At 45.0% G+C, this 21,145-nt stretch carries 18 protein-coding genes and 2 riboswitches; of the genes, 14 read left to right on the top strand and 4 right to left on the bottom strand.

Features of this window, described 5'->3' with window-relative positions:
* Window positions 1–31: 31 nt before the first annotated feature.
* The 6 genes from RG959_RS15045 (at window position 32) to RG959_RS15020 (ending at window position 7,872) form a co-directional block, all read left to right on the top strand.
* On the top strand, window positions 32–1,429 hold the full coding sequence (locus RG959_RS15045; protein ID WP_342797803.1) for an N-acetylmuramoyl-L-alanine amidase: 1,398 nt from the start codon (window positions 32–34) through the stop codon (window positions 1,427–1,429).
* 51 nt (window positions 1,430–1,480) lie between these two features.
* The gene (locus tag RG959_RS15040; RefSeq protein ID WP_342797802.1) at window positions 1,481–2,191 is read left to right on the top strand and encodes an MBL fold metallo-hydrolase; all 711 of its coding nucleotides are present in this window, start codon (window positions 1,481–1,483) and stop codon (window positions 2,189–2,191) included.
* A gap of 111 nt (window positions 2,192–2,302) precedes the next feature.
* The gene (locus tag RG959_RS15035; RefSeq protein WP_342797801.1) at window positions 2,303–4,447 is read left to right on the top strand and encodes a type IA DNA topoisomerase; all 2,145 of its coding nucleotides are present in this window, start codon (window positions 2,303–2,305) and stop codon (window positions 4,445–4,447) included.
* A 76-nt stretch (window positions 4,448–4,523) separates the two neighbouring features.
* Window positions 4,524–5,585 (top strand): GGDEF domain-containing protein, encoded by a 1,062-nt coding sequence (locus tag RG959_RS15030; RefSeq protein WP_342797800.1) that lies wholly within the window; start codon window positions 4,524–4,526, stop codon window positions 5,583–5,585.
* Window positions 5,586–5,801: 216 nt separating this feature from the next.
* Window positions 5,802–7,001 (top strand): class I SAM-dependent rRNA methyltransferase, encoded by a 1,200-nt coding sequence (locus RG959_RS15025; protein WP_342797799.1) that lies wholly within the window; start codon window positions 5,802–5,804, stop codon window positions 6,999–7,001.
* A gap of 148 nt (window positions 7,002–7,149) precedes the next feature.
* Entirely contained in the window at window positions 7,150–7,872 is a 723-nt protein-coding gene (locus RG959_RS15020) for a glycerophosphodiester phosphodiesterase (RefSeq protein WP_342797798.1), read from the top strand.
* Window positions 7,873–8,048: 176 nt separating this feature from the next.
* On the opposite strand, the gene katA is transcribed toward RG959_RS15020, so the two are convergent.
* Window positions 8,049–9,503, bottom strand: a complete 1,455-nt coding sequence (gene katA, locus RG959_RS15015; RefSeq protein WP_342797850.1) for a catalase KatA — start codon at window positions 9,501–9,503, stop codon at window positions 8,049–8,051.
* Between the two features lie 254 nt (window positions 9,504–9,757).
* Here katA and arsD point away from each other — a divergent pair, with 254 nt between their 5' ends.
* On the top strand, window positions 9,758–10,078 hold the full coding sequence (gene arsD / locus RG959_RS15010) for an arsenite efflux transporter metallochaperone ArsD (protein WP_315693372.1): 321 nt from the start codon (window positions 9,758–9,760) through the stop codon (window positions 10,076–10,078).
* A 70-nt stretch (window positions 10,079–10,148) separates the two neighbouring features.
* Here arsD and RG959_RS15005 read toward each other — a convergent pair whose 3' ends face one another.
* Window positions 10,149–11,084: an SDR family oxidoreductase gene (locus tag RG959_RS15005; protein WP_315693371.1), complete on the bottom strand. Its 936-nt coding sequence runs from the start codon at window positions 11,082–11,084 to the stop codon at window positions 10,149–10,151.
* Between the two features lie 153 nt (window positions 11,085–11,237).
* Between RG959_RS15005 and RG959_RS15000 the strand changes: the two genes are divergently transcribed.
* Window positions 11,238–11,414 (top strand): hypothetical protein, encoded by a 177-nt coding sequence (locus RG959_RS15000; protein ID WP_251273755.1) that lies wholly within the window; start codon window positions 11,238–11,240, stop codon window positions 11,412–11,414.
* 84 nt (window positions 11,415–11,498) lie between these two features.
* Complete coding sequence (locus RG959_RS14995) at window positions 11,499–12,353, top strand: MBL fold metallo-hydrolase (RefSeq protein WP_342797797.1); 855 nt, start codon at window positions 11,499–11,501, stop codon at window positions 12,351–12,353.
* 42 nt (window positions 12,354–12,395) lie between these two features.
* Here RG959_RS14995 and chrA read toward each other — a convergent pair whose 3' ends face one another.
* Window positions 12,396–13,580 carry a chromate efflux transporter gene (gene chrA, locus RG959_RS14990; protein ID WP_342797796.1) on the bottom strand — a complete coding sequence of 395 codons (1,185 nt, stop codon included), beginning with the start codon at window positions 13,578–13,580 and terminating at the stop codon, window positions 12,396–12,398.
* Window positions 13,581–13,831: 251 nt separating this feature from the next.
* On the opposite strand from chrA, the gene bcaP reads away from it, so the two are divergent.
* On the top strand, window positions 13,832–15,226 hold the full coding sequence (bcaP, locus tag RG959_RS14985; RefSeq protein WP_342797795.1) for a branched-chain amino acid transporter BcaP: 1,395 nt from the start codon (window positions 13,832–13,834) through the stop codon (window positions 15,224–15,226).
* 60 nt (window positions 15,227–15,286) lie between these two features.
* Here bcaP and RG959_RS14980 read toward each other — a convergent pair whose 3' ends face one another.
* Window positions 15,287–16,681 (bottom strand): amino acid permease, encoded by a 1,395-nt coding sequence (locus RG959_RS14980; RefSeq protein ID WP_342797794.1) that lies wholly within the window; start codon window positions 16,679–16,681, stop codon window positions 15,287–15,289.
* A 74-nt stretch (window positions 16,682–16,755) separates the two neighbouring features.
* A riboswitch (Lysine riboswitch) is annotated at window positions 16,756–16,935 on the bottom strand.
* Window positions 16,936–17,097: 162 nt separating this feature from the next.
* Here RG959_RS14980 and RG959_RS14975 point away from each other — a divergent pair.
* From RG959_RS14975 to RG959_RS14960, 4 genes are all read left to right on the top strand, one after another.
* Entirely contained in the window at window positions 17,098–18,357 is a 1,260-nt protein-coding gene (locus tag RG959_RS14975; RefSeq protein WP_342797793.1) for a DUF445 domain-containing protein, read from the top strand.
* An 82-nt stretch (window positions 18,358–18,439) separates the two neighbouring features.
* Window positions 18,440–18,811, top strand: coding sequence for a Na-translocating system protein MpsC family protein (locus RG959_RS14970; RefSeq protein WP_342797792.1), 372 nt, complete (start codon window positions 18,440–18,442; stop codon window positions 18,809–18,811).
* A gap of 50 nt (window positions 18,812–18,861) precedes the next feature.
* Window positions 18,862–19,005, top strand: a riboswitch (cyclic di-AMP (ydaO/yuaA leader).
* A 33-nt stretch (window positions 19,006–19,038) separates the two neighbouring features.
* Window positions 19,039–19,257: a hypothetical protein gene (locus tag RG959_RS14965; RefSeq protein WP_342797791.1), complete on the top strand. Its 219-nt coding sequence runs from the start codon at window positions 19,039–19,041 to the stop codon at window positions 19,255–19,257.
* A gap of 53 nt (window positions 19,258–19,310) precedes the next feature.
* Entirely contained in the window at window positions 19,311–21,137 is a 1,827-nt protein-coding gene (locus tag RG959_RS14960; RefSeq protein ID WP_342797790.1) for an APC family permease, read from the top strand.
* Window positions 21,138–21,145 lie beyond the last annotated feature (8 nt).

Below are 21,145 nucleotides of genomic sequence, written 5' to 3'. Positions count from 1 at the left end.
AAGCGGCATATTTTTGAATGGAGGCAACAAAGTGAAAAAATGGACGATGTTTATCACGGCATTATGCCTGGTTCTTTCTCTGCTGGGCATTCAAGCACCTGTTCAGGCAGCGGGATTTAACGATGTTCCATCGCGTGCAGTTAAGGAAGTAAATTACTTAACGCAAGGAAAAATTATTTACGGTGTTACTCCGTCATCATTCGCTCCAGGAGCAACATTGACGCGGGCGCAAGTGGCCATTTTTGTCGGCCGGACCCTGCAGCTTAATGGACAGCAGCGGGCTACTCGTTTTTCCGACGTGGGAAAAGGAAACACGGCGTCCGGCTATATTGAAGCCATGGCCGATAAAGGCATTATGCTCGGTGCACCAGACAATCAATTTTTCCCTTCTAAAGCCGTTACACGCGGTGACATGGCCATTATTTTACAAAGAGCATTCGGTTATTCCGGAAATGCTGAACAGACTCTTTTAAAGCTTGGGATTGCCAGCGGAATGGAAGACGGCACATTTGGCACAAAGAAAACTATTACCCGCGCGGATTTTGCGGTGTTTCTTGCGCGTGCTGTGAATCCATCTTTTCGCTTGAAACAGTCAGCTTCTTTTGAGTCAGCATTTGTGTCAACCACAAACAACTTAAATATTCGGACTGGTCCATCAACGGATTACACGTCTATCGGCAAAATTTCAGCCAACACAAAAGTATCGGGTGCCCATTCTGTAGGTGGCTGGACTTATGTAAAAGCAGGGTCTCTGACCGGATTTATCAGTTCTTCTTATTTGCGCTCATCGTCAGGAAGTACAGCGCCTGATGCACCGGCTCCAGCTCCGTCACCAAATACGGATTCTGCTTTGGCCGGGCAAACGATTATTTTAGATCCGGGCCATGGGGGCAAAGATTCCGGCGCGGTCGGCAATGGCTTAAAAGAAAAAGACGTTGTGCTCAAAGCCGGCCTGCAAGTAAGCAGCCTTTTAAAAGGAACACCGTTTACGGTAAAAATGACCCGGTCTTCGGATGTCTTTATTGAACTACTTGACCGTTCTGCGTTTGCGAAAAATGAAGACGGAGATATTTTTGTCAGTATCCATGCAAATGCTGCAACACCTGCAGCAACAGGTACAGAAGCGTATTATTATTCAGCCGGCAACCAGCATGCAGCCGACAGTAAGCTTCTTGGCGAAAAGATTCATGCACGTATGCTTGCCGCATGGGGCCTTCGCGACCGCGGTACGAAACCGGGCAATTACTCGGTTCTTCGGGAAAACAGCATGCCAGCCACATTGCTTGAGCTTGGTTTTATCACAAATGCAGGAGACGCTGCCAAGATGGCGTCTGATGCTCAAATGAATAAAATGTCTATTGCGATTTACAATGGGATCCTTGATTATTACAAAGCAAAAGGATTTAGCGTAGATGCGTATTACAAATAAAAAGTGGCTTCCGTTTTGAACGGAAGCCACTTTTCATCGGAGGAGATTGTCATGGTCCGCATTCAAAAAACAGGAAGTTTGTATCAGATCTCTTTTATGCCATCCCTGTTTCCGGTTAACTGCTATATGGTTGAGGAAGAAAGATTTCTTACGTTGATTGATGCAGCGCTTCCGTTTAGTGCAGCCGCCATTATGAATATGGTGAAACAATTGGGCAAGCCGATTGAACACATTGTACTTACGCATGCTCACGAAGACCATATTGGCTCAGTCGATCGATTAAAAGTGTTTATACCTGATGTGCCCGTTTATATATCTGCACGCGACGCGCGGATTTTAAAAGGGGATTTGACGGTTGATGCGGGTGAAGCACAAAAGCCTATTAAAGGCGGCGTTCCGAAAAGAATGAGCACAAAACCGGATGTAGAACTGAATGAAGGAGATCGAATTGGCTCGCTCGAAGCCGTGTTTACGCCAGGCCATACGCCGGGCTCCATGTCGTTTTGGGAGACCCGGAACAAGCACCTGATTGTTGGAGATGCTTTTCAAACACATGGAGGAATGGCGGTTGCCGGTACGTTTAAACCGCTGTTCCCTTTTCCAGCATTTGGAACATGGGATAAAGAGACCGCGATCGAAAGTGCCAAACGGATTCAGGCGCTTCAGCCAGCGCTTCTTGCGGCGGGTCACGGCAAGATGATGCCGAATCCAGAGAGAGCCATACGCCAGGCAATTGGCGAAGCAGAGAGAAAACTGAGCTAAAAAAAGAGCGAAGCCCAGAGCCGGCTTCGCTTTTTTGCGTTTGCGAAAATGAAATTGCCCCTTTATAATGAGGGTATCGAACGTTTGTTTTTGTAGATAGGAGGAAAAGCCATGCAGGCGATCATTGCTGAAAAAGCATCACAGGCCGAGGCGCTTGCCGCTCCATTCCGCCATGCGAAAAAAGGAACACACATTGAGATTGCACCGTGTGAAACATTTCCAGATGGTGCGCTGCTCGCCTGGTGCAGCGGCCACTTGTTTGAAATTGTACCGCCGCATGAGATGGACCCTAAATTAAAGAGATGGCACCTTGAAACACTGCCAATGATTCCAGAAACATTTAAATATAAAATCATTCCAGCTAAAACGAGCCGGTTCAAAGCAGTCAAGGAAATTATTCGAAATCCGGCCGTAACCGAAATTATCTCCGCGGGGGACCCGGCACGTGAGGGAGAGCTCATTGTGCAGCTCGTTGTCCGCATGTCTGGTGTTAATAAACCGATGCGGCGCCTTTGGGTAAGCAGTTTAACACCGAGAGCCGTGGAGCAGGCTTTTGCTAATCTGCGGCCCATTGAAGAGACGATGCCGCTTTACCACGAAGCGATGGCCCGCAGCTATGCAGACTGGCTCATCGGCATGAATGCGAGCCGTGCTTATACGCTCTTAATTCAGTCTAAAACAAAAGGAGCGGGGCGGGATGTATATGCTGTCGGGCGCGTGCAGACTCCTACGCTTGCTCTTGTCGTCAAGCGGGAAAAAGAGATTCTTACCTTTGTATCCAAGCCATTTTATGAAGTAGTGGCGTCTTTTAACATGGATGGAGCTTTATATGAAGGAAAATGGATAAAAGAAAAAGAAACGCGCTTTTATGAACGGGAGAATGCAGAAGCAATCCGGGACGAGTGCATGGGAAAAGAAGCGGAAGCAGTGGAAGTAAAAACGGAAAACAAACCGGTGCTGCCGCCTGCTTTTCACAGTTTATCCACGCTGCAGGCACTTGCGAACAAGCGGTTTAATTTTTCGCCAAAGAAAACATTGGAGGTGACGCAGTCTCTTTATGAACGGTCTTACGTGACCTATCCCCGGACCGACAGCAATCATGTAAATCCAGAAGAAGCTGCGGCTTTTCCAGCTATCTTAAGGAAGTTATCCCAGCTCGAGCCGTACAAACAATGGGCCGCCGGGACGACACGTTCCATCCTACCGGATAAACGGTACGTAGACTCGAAAAAAGTAAGCGATCATTATGCCATCATTCCAACAGAAAAAGTTCCGGCTCTTCATTCATTAAGCGGTGATGAGCGAAAGGTTTATGATCTGATTGCTCGTTCATTGATTGCTGCCCATTATAACCCGGCTCTGTTTGCACATTCGACTATCCGAACAGCGGTCGGGCCGCACATCTTTGTGACGAACGGAAAGCGGCTGATTGAGCCCGGGTGGCGCCCGGTTTTTTTTGAAAAGGAAAAAGAGGATGTGCTGCTGCCGAATGTGAAAGAAGGACAAAAAGGCATAGCAGAGGACGTAAAAGTCGTCGAAGGAAAAACCGTCCCGCCGAAACGGTACACAGAAGGGGAACTTATTACCGCTATGAAAAATGTCGGTTACACAGTGGAGGATAAAGAGCTTGGCAATGTATTAAAATCGGTTTCCGGCCTTGGAGAGGAAAGTACACGCTCTAATATTATCGAGCGCCTGAAGCAGCTTGACTATATGAAGATAGAAGAGCACCGCGTGGTACCGATGGCCAAGGCATTCGTCTTGATTGATGCTGTGGAAAATACGCTGCTCGCTTCACCGGAATTAACAGGCAGATGGGAGCAGCGCTTAAAAGAAATCGGCAAAGGACAAGCGCCGGCCAATGTGTTTATTGAACAGTCAAAGCGGCTCGCCCAAAAAATTGTGCAGGATGCCATAGAGCACTCTGCCGGCTGGTCATTTGATGCGCCGTCTAAACCGGCCGCGCAAGATAATCAGCCGCTCGGTGCATGCCCAAAATGCGGAAGCGCTGTTGTCGATAAAGGGAAATTTTACGGCTGTTCCGCTTACCAATCATCGAAATGCGGGTTTATACTCGGCAAAAAAATGCTCGGCAAGTCAATCAGTGCAGCGAATGTAAAAAAGCTTCTTGATAAAGGGAAAACGAACTTAATCAAGGGCTTTAAAGGAAAGCGGCCATTTGACGCCTATCTCGTTTGGAACGATAAAAGTGAAGGCACCGTTCAATTTGAATTTAAAGCTCGGAAAAACCAGTAGTCATATATACCCACTTCCTATATACTATCAATAAAGAAGAGCTCCAATGCCAAGGCACTCAGGAAGGCGGATCAATATGGCACAAAAAGTTTCCTCGGATGCAAACTACATGGTTATTTTACAACAGTCGGTGTATATGGCTTTTATCATTCATTTTGTGTGGGCTTTGCTTTTTATATGGCTGGAGGTGCCGTTTTTAGTGGCAGCCAATATTGCAAGCTGCTTCCTCTATATAGTGAATTATTTTCTTGTTAAAAACGAAGCATACCGCTTGTATTTTATTTTAGCATTATCAGAAATTTCCATTCATGCCTGCCTGTCCACTTTCACTTTTGGATGGGAAGCAGGCTTTCACTATTACGGCATTATTCCTGTGTACGGTGCTTTCTTTTTTCCAAAAATGAGTAAAAGTTATAAATGTACCGCTGCTATACTGAGCATTTTTCTTTATATCGGATTGTACTTTATTAGTGATCGGGCAATCATTTCTCTTTCTGCCCATATGATTGATTTCCTCTATGTGTTAAATATAGCGGCGGCTTTTCTTATTATTGCACTTCTTGGCTCATTTTTTCGAAGTTCCGTTGACCGGATGATTGATCATTTAAATGAAACAAATGAAAAACTCAACATCATGGCCAGTACAGATTCGTTAACCGGCTTGTTTACAAGAAGGAAAATGTATACTTGTCTTGATAAAGGGATTAGAGGGCAGTTTCCGTTTTTTGTTTTGCTGCTGGATATCGATTATTTTAAACAATTTAATGACCGCTACGGTCATGAGTGCGGAGACAAAGCGCTTGTAACGTGCGCGAAGGTGATTGAGCAGCTGGCCGGTGAAACAGGCTCTGTATCCCGTTGGGGCGGCGAGGAATTTTTGATCATGCTGCGAAGCGAAACAAAAGAAGAAGCGGCAGCACTGGCAGAAAAAATACGGCGTTCCATTGCACAGCAGCCGGTCGTTAACCGGGATCGCACACTTTTTATTTCGGTTACGATCGGCCTGGCTGAATGGCGGATAGGAAAAGAAATTGAACACATCATTTATGAAGCAGATTGTGCCTTATATGAAGGGAAAAAGAAGGGACGCAATTGCGTCGTTTTATATAATGATCAAACAGCGGCTCTGCATCCATAAAAAGAGCCGCTGTTTTATTATGGAAGGCGGGCAAAACGTAACCATAGCAATGAGCAAAGCCTTAAAAAAACGTCCCTTTACAGAGCCCCTGCCACTATTTTTATCGTGGTGTAAAAATCTACCCCAAACTCTTTTTCATTGTACCATCATAGTTAAAACATGCTGTTTGCACACAAGTTCTGATAAGATAAAGAAAAAAGCGCTCAGGGGGCTGGAATGAAAACACTGATCAATATAAAGGTAAACAAAAAAGCGGCAGCAAAGCTTCGCGCGGGATACCCTCTTCTTGAAAAAGAAGCGATTGAAAACCCGAAAGCACTCAAAGAAGAAGGAGATATTCTTCGTATTTTAGATGATAAAAAAAACTATATCGGTACCGGCTATTACGGCGTACAAAATAAAGGCATCGGCTGGGTCATCACCCGGGAGCCGGAAGAATATATCGATGCCGCTTTTTTCGCTCGCAAAATAGAGGCGGCTTTTCAGCACCGTAAAGAGCTGATGAAAGACCCTGATACGACGGCTTTTCGCTTGTTTAATGGTGAAGGAGACGGAATTGGCGGGCTAATTATCGATTACTATGACGGTTTTTATGTTATTCACTGGTACAGCGAGGGTATTTACTCATTCCGGAAAGATATCCTGACTGCCATGCGCGAGAAGCTCGAATTCAAAGGGATTTACGAGAAAAAGCGCTTTGACCAGAAAGGGCAGTACATTGAAGATGATGATTTTGTAGAAGGAGAGCGCGGCGAGTTTCCAATGCTGATCAAAGAAAATGGCATGAATTTTTGTGTGGATTTAAATGACGGTGCCATGACCGGGATTTTTCTTGATCAGCGTGAAGTAAGAAATGCGATCCGCACAAGATATGCCAAAGATGCGGAAATGCTTAATATGTTTTCCTATACAGGCGCATTTTCTGTTTCTTCTGTGCTTGGAGGCGCTGTAAAAACAACAAGTGTGGATGTCGCCAACCGAAGCAGGCCAAAGACGATCCAGCAATTCGAAGCGAACGGAATCGATGTCTCGGAGCAGGAAATCGTCGTGGACGATGTGTTTCAATATTTTAAATACGCTGCCCGAAAAAAGCGGACCTTTGATCTTGTTGTTGTCGACCCGCCCAGTTTTGCGAAAACAAAAAAACGGACCTTCAGCGCAGCAAAAGATTATACAAAGCTGCTTGAAGAAACGATTCAGTTAACGAAGCATAAAGGTATCATTGTCGCCTCTACAAACAGCAGCGCTGTGGATGTAAAAACATTTAAGAAGTTTATTAAAGAAGCCTGCAAGGAGCAGGGAGCGGCTTATGAGATTGTCGAGCAATACGGGCTGCCAGAAGATTTTCGAACTATAGAGGCTTTTCCTGAAGGCCATTATTTAAAAGTGATGTTTGTAAAAATTAAAAAGAAATAAAAAAACGGCTTCCGGACAAGGAAGCCGTTTTTTATGAGGAAAACCCATTTAACATAGAGAGAGCCCCAGCATTGGATAGCTCAAAACTGGCGCTTCTTCTTTCATTTAACATAAGATAAAGAGGATGATATAAAAAGGAGAGATCAGCATGAACCAAAAGCCGGTCATTTTTGCCCATCGCGGTGCAAGCGGAACATGCCCCGAAAATACAATGGCCGCTTTCCGGGCAGCTGCTCAAAAAGGGGCAGACGGCATTGAACTCGATGTACAAATGACAAGGGATGGAGAGCTTGTCATTATTCATGATGAAACCGTTAATCGGACAACAAACGGCAGAGGAGCCATTGGGCGAATGACGCTGGATGAATTGGCACAGCTTGATGCAGGAAGCTGGTTCAGTCCGTCCTTCGCAGGCGAAAAAATTCCAACACTCGATGAATTTTTTAAGTGGGCGGCAGGCAATAAGCTGCAGATCAATATTGAACTCAAAACCAATAAAGTACCTTACCACGGAATCGAAAAACAAGTGCTGGATTTGATTGGCGCTTACCAGATGCGGGAGAGAATCATTATTTCTTCGTTTAACTTTGACAGCATTAAGCGGGTGGTTGAGATGGACCCGTACATAGCAGTTGCGGGACTTATTTGGAAAATACGCCGTGATGCACTGGCAAGAGCGAAAGAGCTTGGTTTAAGGGCCCTTCATACACAGTCATCCTATGCACTTAGCGGCTATGGAAGGGAAGCCGTTGAAAGCGGCATGCTTCTTCGTCTCTATACAATTAACCATCCGAAAGAGTGGGAGCGGATTCGGAGCAGCGGTGTGCCGGTAGAAGCGCTTATTACCGATTTTCCTGAACGGTTTCGTTAACGCTTTGAGCGGCTGATCGTTGTAAGTTTAATACCGCATCCGCATAAAGTACTGTGCTTTAGCTTTTTCATAGCCATTTGGCAGTCAGGACAAATTTGGGCTTTTTTCAACGAATGTTCACTCCTTTTCAAAGTAAAAGAGGTATCCGCAAACGGGCGGAATACCTCTTTTTTTATTTACTGAGCTGGAACGGCAAGGCCAAGCCCTTCTGCAATGCGTGTGCCGTATTCCGGATCTGCTTTATAGAAATGGGCGATCTGGCGAAGCTTAATGTCTTCACGCTCTACCGGTTTCATCGCACCAACGATGTTGTTAACAAGGCGTGTGCGCTCATCTTCAGACAATAAACGGTACAAGTCGCCTGCTTGTGTGTAATGGTCATCATGGCTGTAGCTATGCTGACCTGCAAAGCCTTGTACCTGAAATGGTGTCAGCTTCGCTTCCGGTGTTTCAGCCGAGCCGCCAAAGCTGTTTGGCTCATAATAAACCGACTTGCCGCCATTGCCGTCGAAGCGCATTTGGCCGTCGCGCTGATAGTTGTGGTACGGGCATTTTGGCGAGTTGATTGGCAGTGTATTATGGTTAGCGCCAACACGGTAGCGGTGTGCATCTGCATAAGCGAACAAGCGGCCTTGAAGCATTTTGTCTGGTGACGGCTCAATACCTGGAACAAGAGTACCTGGTGAGAATGTAGCCTGCTCAACTTCTGCAAAATAGTTTTCTGGATTGCGGTCCAGTGTCATTTTACCAACTTCGATTAATGGATAGTCTTTTTGTGACCATACTTTTGTGACATCGAATGGATCCCATTTGTACGTATTGGCATCTTCGTGTGGCATAATTTGCACATACAATGTCCATGATGGGAAATCACCATTTTCAATAGCGTTAAATAAGTCTTCTGTATGATAATCCGGATTTTCACCAGCTAGTTTTGCGGCAACATCTACATCCAGATTTTTTACACCTTGGTCTGTTTTAAAGTGGTATTTCACCCAGACAGCTTGTCCTTCAGCGTTTACCCATTTAAAGGTGTGGCTGCCGAATCCGTGCATATGACGGAGCGTTGCCGGGATACCACGGTCAGACATTAAAATCGTAACCTGATGAAGTGATTCGGGTGATAAAGACCAGAAATCCCAAACGGCTGTAGGGTTTTTCAAGTGCGTTTGCGGATGGCGTTTTTGTGTATGGATAAAGTCAGGGAATTTAATCGCGTCGCGAATGAAAAACACAGGTGTGTTGTTTCCGACAATATCATAGTTGCCTTCTTCTGTATAAAACTTAACTGCAAAGCCGCGCGGATCACGAACCGTATCCGCTGATCCAAGCTCACCAGCAACAGTTGAGAAGCGGATAAACATCGGCGTACGTTTGCCTGCTTCGGATAAAAAGTCTGCTTTTGTATATTTTGAGATTTCATCATTTGTTACTTCAAAGTAGCCATGTGCACCAGCGCCTTTTGCGTGAACAACGCGCTCAGGTACACGTTCGCGGTTGAAGTGAGCTAGTTTTTCAAGCAAATGAACATCTTGAATTAAAGTAGGACCGCGATCTCCCGCTGTTTGTGAGTTTTGATTATCCCCAACAGGAGCACCCCAGCTGGTTGTTAAACGATTGCTTTTTTCGATCAAAGAAATCACCTCATCAGTTATTGTTTACTATAAGTAAATGATAACACTTCTCAAACGAAAGTCAATATTTATTTATAATAATTATTAATAAAAATCTTATCTAATATGATAATGTATGAAATCAAGATCCTCTATAGAATTGTTTTTTAAAATCATAAAGGTGTGATATCCTTTTTTATCAAAAATCTATCATTGAAAGCGCTGTCTGAAACGGTGTATACTTTTAGCAAATGAAGAAAGAGGGGAATTGAATGACAACCATTCATATTTTTGACCCGGCCATGTGCTGTTCTGGCACATGCGGTCCACGCGTAGACCCTGAGCTCGCCCGTGTGGCCGCTTCAGTTCATATGTGGCAGGAAAAAGGAGCCCATATTAAACGCTTTAACTTAGCGGACCATTCAGAGGCTTTTTTGGAAAATGAAACGGTGCATACACTTATGCAAGAAAAAGGACCGGGAATTTTGCCGATTATTTTTCTGAACGGAGAAGTAGTGAAAGAACGCATGTATCCTACGGATGCTGAATTTGCAGAATGGCTGGGCGCAGAAGCGGGCAGTTTACAGAAGTAAAACGGATAAGCTGAAAAAGGAGACAGCTGAATACTGTCTCCTTTTCTGTGCCTATTTTTCAGGACAGCCGTTATGAAGAAGTCCATTCGCCTCCGTTAACATGAATAGTCTGCCCGGTCATATACCGTGAATCGTCGGAAGCAAGATATACGTAAGCAGGGGCCAGTTCAAACGGCTGCCCTTGGCGGTCCATCAGGTTATTAACGAGAGGAACCTGGTCTGCTGAAAAGCTTGCCGGAATAAGAGGGGTCCATACGCGGCCGGGTGCCACGGCGTTTACGCGGATTCCCTGGCCGATCAGGCTATGGGCTAAAGCCCTTGTAAAGCCGATATTTGCTGCTTTGGTGGACGTATAATCAATCAATTCCTTATGACCCCGATAAGCCGTGACGGAGGAAGTGTTAATAATAGAACTTCCTGCTTTCAAATGGGGAAGAGCGGCCCGCGTTGTATAAAAATGAGAATAAATATTAATTTTAAAGGTGAGATCAAACTGTTCGTCTGTAATGTCGAGCAGGCTGAGCTGCTGAAATTGAATGCCAACGTGATTGCACAGCACATCAAGACCGCCAAGTGTTTTTACGGTGTTTTCCACAATGGCAGCACATTGCTCTTTTTTTCCGAGATCACCCGGCAGCAGTAAGCAAGACTGTCCGAGTTCCTGGATTCTGTTTTTGGTCCGTTCGGCATCTTCGTGCTCATCCAAATAAGCAATCGCCACATTGGCTCCTTCTTTGGCAAAAGCAATGGCCACGGCTGCTCCGATGCCACTGTCTCCTCCTGTGATCAGGGCCGTTTTTCCTTTCAGCTTCCCGCTTCCTTTTTCATTCGGATTTTCTACAATTGGGCGGGGCACCATCCACTTTTCCAACCCAGGCTGCCGCAGCTGCCGCTGTTCTGGAACTGTAAGAGAAACATCTTCATATTGTGTTATTTTTCCGTAATTAGGGTAAAGAGGATACGAATGTGGAGACCCGTTTTGGTTCTTATCTGTTTTATCATTCAAAATGGAAAGACCCCCCTCATTTGAAAATGACCTATCACACTGTATGTAAGATAGGCGTTTGTGGTGAATGTTTCAAAACGAAGAAGTCGGAGTCCATTTAAATGAAAGCTGAATAAAGTAAGGAGAAACGAAACAGAAGGGAGGAAGCTGCACGTGCAGGCTTATGAAGTACATGGCCAGGTCAGGCTGCTGCTTGTTCAACAGTCTAATGAAAAAGAACGAATTATGTACACGGCAGATGGTGGTGTGAGCATTCAAGTACCAAAAATAGGCGCAAGACCCCCATATTACTGCAATCCGCGTTATGGATGGGTATATCCGGTGATTTAAAAGGCTGCTTCTATTTTTTATAGTTTGCTTTGGCAGAGGAATACTAACGGGCGTACCATTTACAGCAAAAAAGGAGGATGGCAGATGGAACAGCAGATGACATATGGCAGTGATTACAAATTTATTCCCGCCACTTCAGTGAAAAGCGGCGAGTCCGTTGAAGTCGTGCCGGGTATTGTCTGCCACACGGTTCAAATCGTCAATATTTGCCTGATTGGAGATCCAAACACCGGAGACTTCGTTTTAGTAGATGCAGGAATGCCCGGCTCTGCCGAAGCCATTATTTCCGTATCAGAAAAGTATTTTGGTGCTGACAGCCGTCCGAAAGCAATCATTTTAACACACGGCCATTTTGATCACGTGGGAGCTGTCATTGAATTGGTAAAGCATTGGCAGGTGCCGGTTTATGCACACGAACTGGAGCTGCCGCATTTAACGGGCCAAGAGCCATACCCGAAGCCGGATGCGACGGTAGAAGGAGGCATGGTAGCGAAGATGTCGCCGCTGTTTCCGCGTGAGCCGATTAACCTGGGGGGGAATGTAGAAAAACTTCCACCTGATGGGAAAGTCCCACATCTGCCGGATTTTCGCTGGATTCATACGCCGGGGCATTCACCGGGCCACATATCGCTGTTCCGCGACAAGGATCGCCTTTTACTGGCGGGTGATGCGTTTGTAACCGTTAAGCAGGATTCTTTTTACAAAGTGGTGACACAAAAGGAAGAGTTAAACGGTCCTCCTCGGTACTTGACGACCGACTGGGAAGCTGCAAAAAATTCTGTAGCAGCGTTGGAGAAACTAAAGCCGGCTGTCACGATAACGGGCCATGGGCGTCCGATAAGCGGCACCGAATTATCGGATGGATTAGCTGTGCTCGTTCAAGAATTCGAGAGAGTGGCAGTTCCCGATTATGGAAAATACGTAGATGAAGAAAAATAACTGTACGTAAAAAATGGTCTCTTTTGGAAAGAGACCATTTTTTTATAGAAAAGCGTCCAAAAGTATGCCGCCCAGTGCGCCGATTATGACGACCATCCAGGCAGGGAGCTTCCAATGTGCCAGCAGGCTGAATAATACGGCAGCTAAAACAAAATCAAGGGGACGATTGATGCTGCTCGTCCAAATGGGCATGTAAAATGCAGCAATCAATAAACCGATAACCGCAGCATTTACACCCATCAGTGCACCTTGAACAGCCGGCTTGCGGCGAAGTTCATCCCAAAAAGGGAGGATACCGAAAACGAGCAAAAATGCCGGCAGGAAGATGGCAGCTGTAGCGAGCAGCCCGCCTTTCCAGCCATCGATCACGGCACCAATATAAGCAGCGAATGTAAAAAGCGGCCCTGGTACAGCTTGAGCAGCTCCATAGCCAGCTAAAAACTGTTCTGCTGTCAGCCAGCCCGCTGGAACAAATTCTCGTTCCAAAAGAGGCAGAACAACATGCCCGCCGCCGAACACAAGTGCACCACTACGGTAAAAGCTGTCAAACAGTGCCAGCCAGTCCAGCCCTGTCGCCTGGCGAAGCAAAGGAAGACAGAAGAGCAGAGCGAAGAAAAGCACGAGACAAGCGATACCAAATGCCCGGGAAATAGGAAAAATAAAAGGACGGGCCGTATTTGAATCATGTTTTGGATAAAGAAAAAAGCCGATTAAAGCAGCCGCTGCAATGATGAGTACCTGGACAAACACAGCCTGCCAGAGCAAAACGACTGCGAGTGCAGCGAGCACAATGGCTTTCCGCTTAAGATCCGGGGCTAATTTTTCCGCCATTCCTAAAATGGCATGAGCCACAACCGCTACAGCCACAAGCTTCAATCCGTGAATCCAGCCGGCTTCTGCTATGTTTCCTCCTTGCAAAAGAAGGGCAAACAAAATGAGGGCTATAACAGAAGGAAGCGTAAAGCCGAGAAAAGCCAGCAAGCCGCCGATCACACCGCCTCGTGCGGCACCAATGCCGATGCCGACCTGGCTGCTTGCTGGACCGGGAATAAATTGACAGAGAGCGACCAAGTCAGCATAGCTCTGTTCATCTATCCATTTTCGTCTGCGTACATATTCTTCGTGAAAATATCCTAAGTGGGCTGTGGGGCCGCCGAAAGAAGTCAGCCCAAGCCGGGTTGATACAACTAAAATTTCCCATAGCGTCTTAGCATTTCTTTTCTTCATTATTTACTCCTTTAATTTCAAAAAAACGTTTTATTTAAGGTAGCACGGCTGTTTCATTCCTTCAAGAAGCAAGAGGAAACCTTTACAAAATATTAAAGATCAGCCGTTTTGCCGGAAAGAAAAACAGGGAAAGAAAGGATAAAAGTAAGAATTTTTCCATTCAATTAAATTTTCAAAAAATTTTTTATTATTGTATTGCAACAAGTTTATTACTCTAATATAATAAATTTTCAGAAAGCGAGGAAAAAAGTATGAATCAATCACTATTTCGAAAAAAGAATATTAGGGATCTGCTTGATGGTCAGCCAAAAAGTGCGCTCAAAAAAGAATTGGGTTCCTTTGATTTAACGATGCTGGGTATTGGTGCCATCATCGGGACGGGAATTTTTGTTCTGACTGGGACAGGTGCCTTAACCGCTGGACCGGGATTAATTATATCCTTTGTGATCGCTGGTCTTGCTTGTTTGTTTGCTGCTCTGTCTTATGCGGAATTTGCGTCAACGGTACCAATCGCAGGTTCTGTTTACACATACACGTATACGACACTTGGTGAATTTATTGCTTTCATCATTGGATGGGATTTGGTTCTTGAGTATTTGTTGGCTGTAAGTGCCGTGTCAGTCGGATGGTCTGGTTATTTTCAATCATTGCTTGCTGGGTTCGGCCTTCATATTCCTACTGCTTTAACAGCAGCTCCGGGCACCATTGAAGGAACGACAACGTATTTTAATCTTCCGGCCTTTTTAATTGTTATGCTTATTACGTTTTTACTTTCAATTGGTGTGAGAGAATCAAAGCGCGTGAACAATATCATGGTTATCATCAAGGTAGCAGTTGTTCTTTTGTTTATCGTAGTAGCTGCCGGGTATGTAAAGCCGGCTAACTGGGATCCGTTTATGCCATTTGGTTTTGATGGTGTGTTTGCCGCTGCGGCACTTGTATTCTTTGCTTTTATCGGATTTGATGCGATCTCATCTGCGGCTGAAGAAACGAAAAATCCGAAAAGAGACCTGCCAATCGGAATTCTTTCATCGCTGTTTATTTGTACAGTGCTTTATGTAGTCGTTTCTGCAATTATGACAGGCGTTGTGCCATTTGCTCAATTCGAAGGAGTGGCGCATCCAATTTCACTGCCGCTTCAAGTCGCTGGACAAAACTGGGTAGCTGGTGTAATTGACCTTGGTGCAATTCTAGGAATGACAACGGTTATGCTCGTTATGTTGTATGGCCAGACACGTGTTATGTTTTCCATGTCACGGGACGGTTTAATGCCGCCTGTTTTGTCAAAAGTCCATAAGAAATACCAAACCCCTTTTGCAGCAACATGGATTTTCGGATTGATTGCCGGCTTGATGGGTGCGCTTATTTCGCTAGATGAACTGGCAAAGCTTGTTAACATCGGTACGTTGTCAGCATTTGTCCTCGTATCGATTGCTGTTATCGTACTTCGATACAAGCAGCCGGACCTGCCGCGTGCATTCCGCTGCCCGGCTGTTCCATTGATTCCGATTTTAGCCATCCTATTCTGCGGATTCTTGATTCTGCAGCTTGGTTCAGCTACATGGATTCGTTTTATTATCTGGCTGCTGATCGGTGTCGTGATTTATTTCGTTTATTCACGGAAGCATTCAAAATTAAATCAATAACAATAAAAAAACCGTCCCGAATTCGGGACGGTTTTTTCTTACTCTGTATAACGAAGAGATTTATTTAATAAGACGTGAGCGACGCAGAATAGGGTAGATGACAATACCTAGAAGGAACAGTCCAATTCCAAGAGTAAAGGTTAACCAGTCCGCTGTTCCTGATTTAATAACCCAAAGAGAGTACACAAGCGCAATTGCAGCAATGATCCCGTGACGGATGCGCGCTTTGTCGCCTGCTTCGTACGTTTCGCCTTTTAAAGTAAGCTTTAACAGATACAGAGATGAAACCAGGTACGGAATCAAGTAAGCAAGCGTAGCGGACGTTGTTAAAAACGTGAATGCTTCGCTGATTGTTCCGGAAATCGTCGAGAAAATAAAAATCTGTGACATCGCATTTGTGATGGCCAATGAGCGAGACGGGCTGCCTTTTTTATTCACTTTCGCAAAGAAAGCCGGGAAGTTGCCTTCTTTCGCTGCAATGTATGGTACCTCAGAGGCGAGCAGAATCCAGCCAATTGTGGAACCGAACAACGAGATCACTGCAAGCAGGGCCATCACGGTTGCTCCTGTATCTCCGATCAAAACAGAAAGAGCATCGACAAATGGCTTATCAGATGATCTTAATACATCCTGCGGCAATACACCCATCGTAATCAGGGTAAGCGCTACATAAATGGCAAGGGCAATGAGCAGGCCAAGAACCGTTGCCCGTCCAACATCACGCTGGGATTTCGCCCGGCCGGACAAGATAACAGCTGACTCGATTCCAACAAATGCCCAAAGCGTAGAAATAGCCGCCATGTTTACTTGACTGAACAAGCCGTGCGTCTGGCCTTCACTGTCTGTAATCGGTGTATACATCTCGCCAAAATTCGATACTTGGAAAGCGAACAGAGCAGCTGTGATAAATAGCAGAAATCCGATCACTTTTGAAGCAGTAGCGACAAAATTTAACTTACCGGCAGTTTGCATGCTTGTGATCAAAATAAAATGTGTTCCCCAAAGCAGTAAGCTGCAAATGATAAATGTAATCGTCTGCCCTACAGAAACTTGCTGAGAGCCAATTGTGAAAAGAAGATGCTCACTTCTCATAACTGGGAAAAACGTTGATAAGTAGCCTGCAAAACTTGTAATGATCGCGACATTGCTGATCCAGTTGGCGACCCAATAGCCCCATACCATCGAAAAGCCGGCAGTGTTTCCATACTTTGGTGATTTAAACAACGACCGCGCGTAGCTTTGCGGGCCGCCTGTTAAGTCAGGCTTGCGAATTGACAATGTGCCAAAAACGAGAGCAATCATTAAAACACCGAAACCAGTCAGAAGCCAGGCAATCGTTACACCAAGCGGGCTCGCGATCTGGGCCAGCGTGCTCGGCAGCATAAAAATACCGGAACCGACCATGTTTCCGACGACAATAGCCGTCAGAAGCCATAATCCCCATTTTTTATCCATTCCATGTTCCTCCTAAATAAAAAACACAAATGCATGGGACATTTGTGTTTTATCGTTATAACCCTCATTTTCTATCTCTTTATAGTTCTCCACAGAATCAATCCGTGACAGTTTTGCACCTATTCGATACAAACCCAGCCTGACGCATAAAATGGATGCGTCAAACTTCGGCGATCATTCCTTTCACATATCTTCACCAGCCCCATTAGACTTCTGATATGCTACTTTTAATAATCGCAACCTCTACCTCATTGAGACAGCCATGAGGATTTTATATTTAATTTTTACAAACTAGAGGATAACAAATAATATTTAGCTATGTCAATATAATATAAAAATTATCTGCTTCACGTTAAAATATTTTTCACATTATTGCTATAATAAAAGGAACAGAACGTACGGAAGGTGCAGAAAACATGACAAACAAAAAACCAACACAATCGAAGCATTTAGCCAGTGCATCACTTGCTGTGATGGGCGGTGGTTTTATTGCAACTATTCCTTTTCAAGAAACAGCCTGGAGTGCTATTTTACATGGCGGATTTGAAGCAGGCCTTGTTGGCGGTCTTGCTGACTGGTTTGCCGTAACGGCGCTGTTTCGTCATCCAATGGGCATTCCTATTCCGCATACAGCTCTTCTGCCAAAAAACCGCAAAAAAATTGTAGCGGCGCTCGTAAATACACTGGAAAACGACTGGCTTTCTAAAGAAAGCATTCAAAGTAAGCTGCAAAATGTGCATGTTATTCAAAAAATGATACCGGTTATCCAAAAAGAAGTCTCGTCAGAAGCGGTAAAAAAAGAAATCAATGGGCTCCTTGATCAAATGGTCCGCTCCATCGATGTGGCAAAAATAGCGCCTCTGATCGAAAAAGAACTGAAAAAGGCATTGCATTCTATTGATACCGGGCACGTGATCGAAATGGCCGTAGAGAAGCTGATTCATCATCAATATGATGAAAAAGCGCTTGATTATATGCTTGATCGCATGGAGCAGTGGCTCAATAAAAATGAAACGAGCCGACAGCTCGGCCGAACAGCTTTAAGAGCCATCGAAGGCTTAGAGCTGGATGGATTTATGCAGTTTGCCCTGAAATCGTTCCAGCAGATGTTAAGCGAAGAAAAGCTGGGAAGCCTTCTGCAAAACCTGCTGCGGAATGCACTCATTAATATAAAGAAGCCGGAGGATATGAACCGGCAGACGCTTTTGTTAAAGGTGAAGGAAGAAATGCAGGGAATTACAGAACGGAAAGAATGGATGGAGGTTATAGAGGCTCGGAAAGAAGCAGCGATTCATGACTGGGAGCTTTCCGGGAAAATCGAGGAGATCTTAGCGTCCATTCAGCAAAAAGCTTCTGCTTTTATCGAAAGCGGTGAATGCATGGAGGACTATATTCTTCCTTTTATAAACCGGACGATTCGAAGCGTGCAGGATAATCCGGATAAAATAAACCAGCTGGAAGCGTGGGCTCAGCATCAAATAGGTGTGCTTGTTGAAGAAAACCATTCAAAAATCGGTAAGCTGGTCGAAGAAAATTTAAACAAGCTTGATAATGAAACACTTGTCCAGATGATGGAAAACCATATTGGCAAAGATCTGCAATGGATTCGAGTGAATGGGGCTGTCTGCGGCTTTTTTATCGGTCTTGTGCTGGCCGGTATTCAGACTCTTGTGTAATCTTTAATTTCTTCTTTACAGATGTTTACGATTCAACGTATGATGAAAAACGGTTGATTTTGACAAATGGGAGGAAGAGGCAGTGGCAGGACAGAAAAAAAAGCTTGAAGCCGAGCTGGGTGAAGCACTTATTAAGCTGCAGCGCGAATTGATTGGGCGGGGACCGCAGGAAACGAAAATCTATATCGTTCAGGATATGGTGATCGCCCGTTTCAAAGGCGTGATGACGGTAGAAGAAAAGCACTTGGCCGGCCACCAGGATGGACGGAAGCTCGTTAAGGAAATGCGCCAGGTGCTGCGGGAAATGTACAGCAGTCAATTCGAGGAAATCGTCGAAAAGCATACAGGCTGTAAAGTGCTCTCAAGCCATAGTGATATGAGTACCAAAACAGGGGAACGCATTGAAATATTTGTGATCGACCGCAATTTGGAAAAAGAAGTGACTGCTGACTAAAATTCTATTGACTTTAAAAAGTGAGCGCAGTAGAATGATGTCATCAACAAGCGCATAATCGGCCTAATCCCCCAGAGGGGAACGGAGGACCCAATTTTTTCGGGGCTAATTCCACGGTTTTTGTGGAAGGGATGAGAGTACTCTTTCGCCATCCTGCCCGTCAGCTAACTTCGTCGGCTAAAGCGAGGGAGGTCTAAAGACCACCTTTATTCAGGGGGCTTTTTTTTGTGGCGTATACTGCTGCGAAAGAGAGCAGCTTGATCAAAAAAGCAGGTCTTTTTATTATGCCTATTTTTAAAAAAACAGCTTGGAAGACAGAACGCAAAGAGGGCAGAAGTGCTTGCTGGGCGTTACGTAGACCAATGATGTTTTTTTCAATTGCAAATCAGGAAAATTCTTTTCTTGTTTTCGCGTGGAAAAAATGTCATTGGTTTTTTTCTGCGTAAAAACAGCAAGAAAGAAGAGAAAATACACACTTCAAAACTGGATGGTGAACAACATGGTGTCTTCTGTAAAACGGTTTTTGATCGGGCGGCCGTTAAAATCAACTGAGCTTGGAGAACAAAAATTAAACAAAACAAAAGCACTTGCCATTTTGTCCTCAGATGCCCTTTCGTCTGTTGCGTATGGCCCGGAACAAATACTGCTTGTTTTAATAACTGTTAGTGCAGCTGCTTTTTGGTATTCGGTTCCAATCGCGTTCGGTGTGCTCATTTTATTAACAGCATTGATCCTGTCTTATCGGCAGATTATTTATGCTTATCCGCAAGGCGGCGGCGCCTATGTGGTGTCGAAAACAAACCTGGGAACCAATCCAGGGCTGATAGCCGGGGGATCACTGCTGGTTGATTATATTTTAACGGTTGCTGTTAGTGTTTCGGCTGGTACGGACGCGATTACGTCCGCTTTTCCAGCTCTGCATGAATACAATGTAATGATCGCTGTTGTATTCGTTGTGCTGTTAACGCTTCTTAATTTGCGGGGGGTAACAGAATCTGCCTCCGTGCTGGCGTATCCGGTTTATTTGTTTGTCCTTGCTTTGTTTATTTTAATTGGTGTGGGGCTGTTTCGAATCGCAACTGGAGAGGTGCCGCCTGATCTGCATACTTCGGCCGGAACCCCGGTTGCAGGCATCAGCTTGTTTATTTTGCTGCGGGCGTTTGCATCGGGAAGTTCTGCTTTAACGGGAGTTGAAGCGATTTCCAATGCGATTCCGAACTTTAAAAGCCCGGCTCCGGTCAATGCAGCCAGAACGCTGACAGCGATGGGGCTTCTGCTGGCTCTATTGTTTTGGGGCATCGTGTATTTGGCTTATTATTATGGCGTCTCGCCGCTGGCGGAAGTAACGGTCGTTTCTCAAATTGCAGAAGAAACATTTGGCCGCACTTTTATGTATTTCTTTATTCAAGGAACGACGGCTTTAATTTTAATTCTCGCCGCGAATACAGGATATTCGGCATTCCCTTTGCTGGCGGTAAATTTGGCACAGGATAAATTTATTCCGAGAATGTTTACCCTTAGAGGAGATCGGCTTGGCTACTCGAATGGCATTATGATCCTGGGTGCTGCTTCTATCCTTTTAATTATTTTATTTGGCGGGCACACGGAAAACTTGATTCCACTTTATGCGGTCGGTGTGTTTATTCCGTTCACACTTTCACAGACGGGAATGATGGTAAAATGGCTTCGTGAAAAGCCGAAAGGATGGGCCGCGAAATTTGTGATTAATACAACCGGAGCTTTGATCAGCTTTGTTGTCACGATCGTGTTCTTCTTAACAAAGTTTGCGCAGGTTTGGCCGGTACTTGTGTTTCTGCCTATTATTATTTACCTCTTTCATCGGATTAAAATGCATTATGAAGCGGTCGGTGACCAGCTGCGTATTACCACATGTGAGCCTGCTGTGCCGATTGAAGGAAATATTATTATTGTGCCGGTTTCTGGTATTACGCATGTAGTTGAAAACTCTTTAAACTATGCGAAGTCTCTTTCGCCTGAGCGGATTATTGCCGTTTACGTTGCGTTTGAAAGAGAAGAAGAGAAGAAATTTGAAGAAAAATGGAATACATGGCAGCCGGATGTACGGCTGGTTACCCTGCATTCGCATTATCGGAGTATTATTCAGCCGCTGACAAAATTTGTGGATACAGTAGAGCATAAGGCGCGCGAGTCGAATTACCAGGTGACGGTTCTTATTCCGCAGTTTATTACGAAAAAAGGATGGCATAACTTTCTTCACAATCAATCCAGCTTGCTTATCCGGGCTTTTCTGCTTTACCGCAGAAATGTCGTTGTCACAACAGTGCCGTATCATTTGAAAAAGTAAAAAACGCC

Source organism: Domibacillus sp. 8LH (assembly GCF_038806185.1).
Lineage (GTDB): Bacteria > Bacillota > Bacilli > Bacillales > Domibacillaceae > Domibacillus > Domibacillus indicus_A.
Note: the sequence above shows the minus strand (reverse complement) of the source record. Positions and strands in the feature narration are given on the sequence as shown.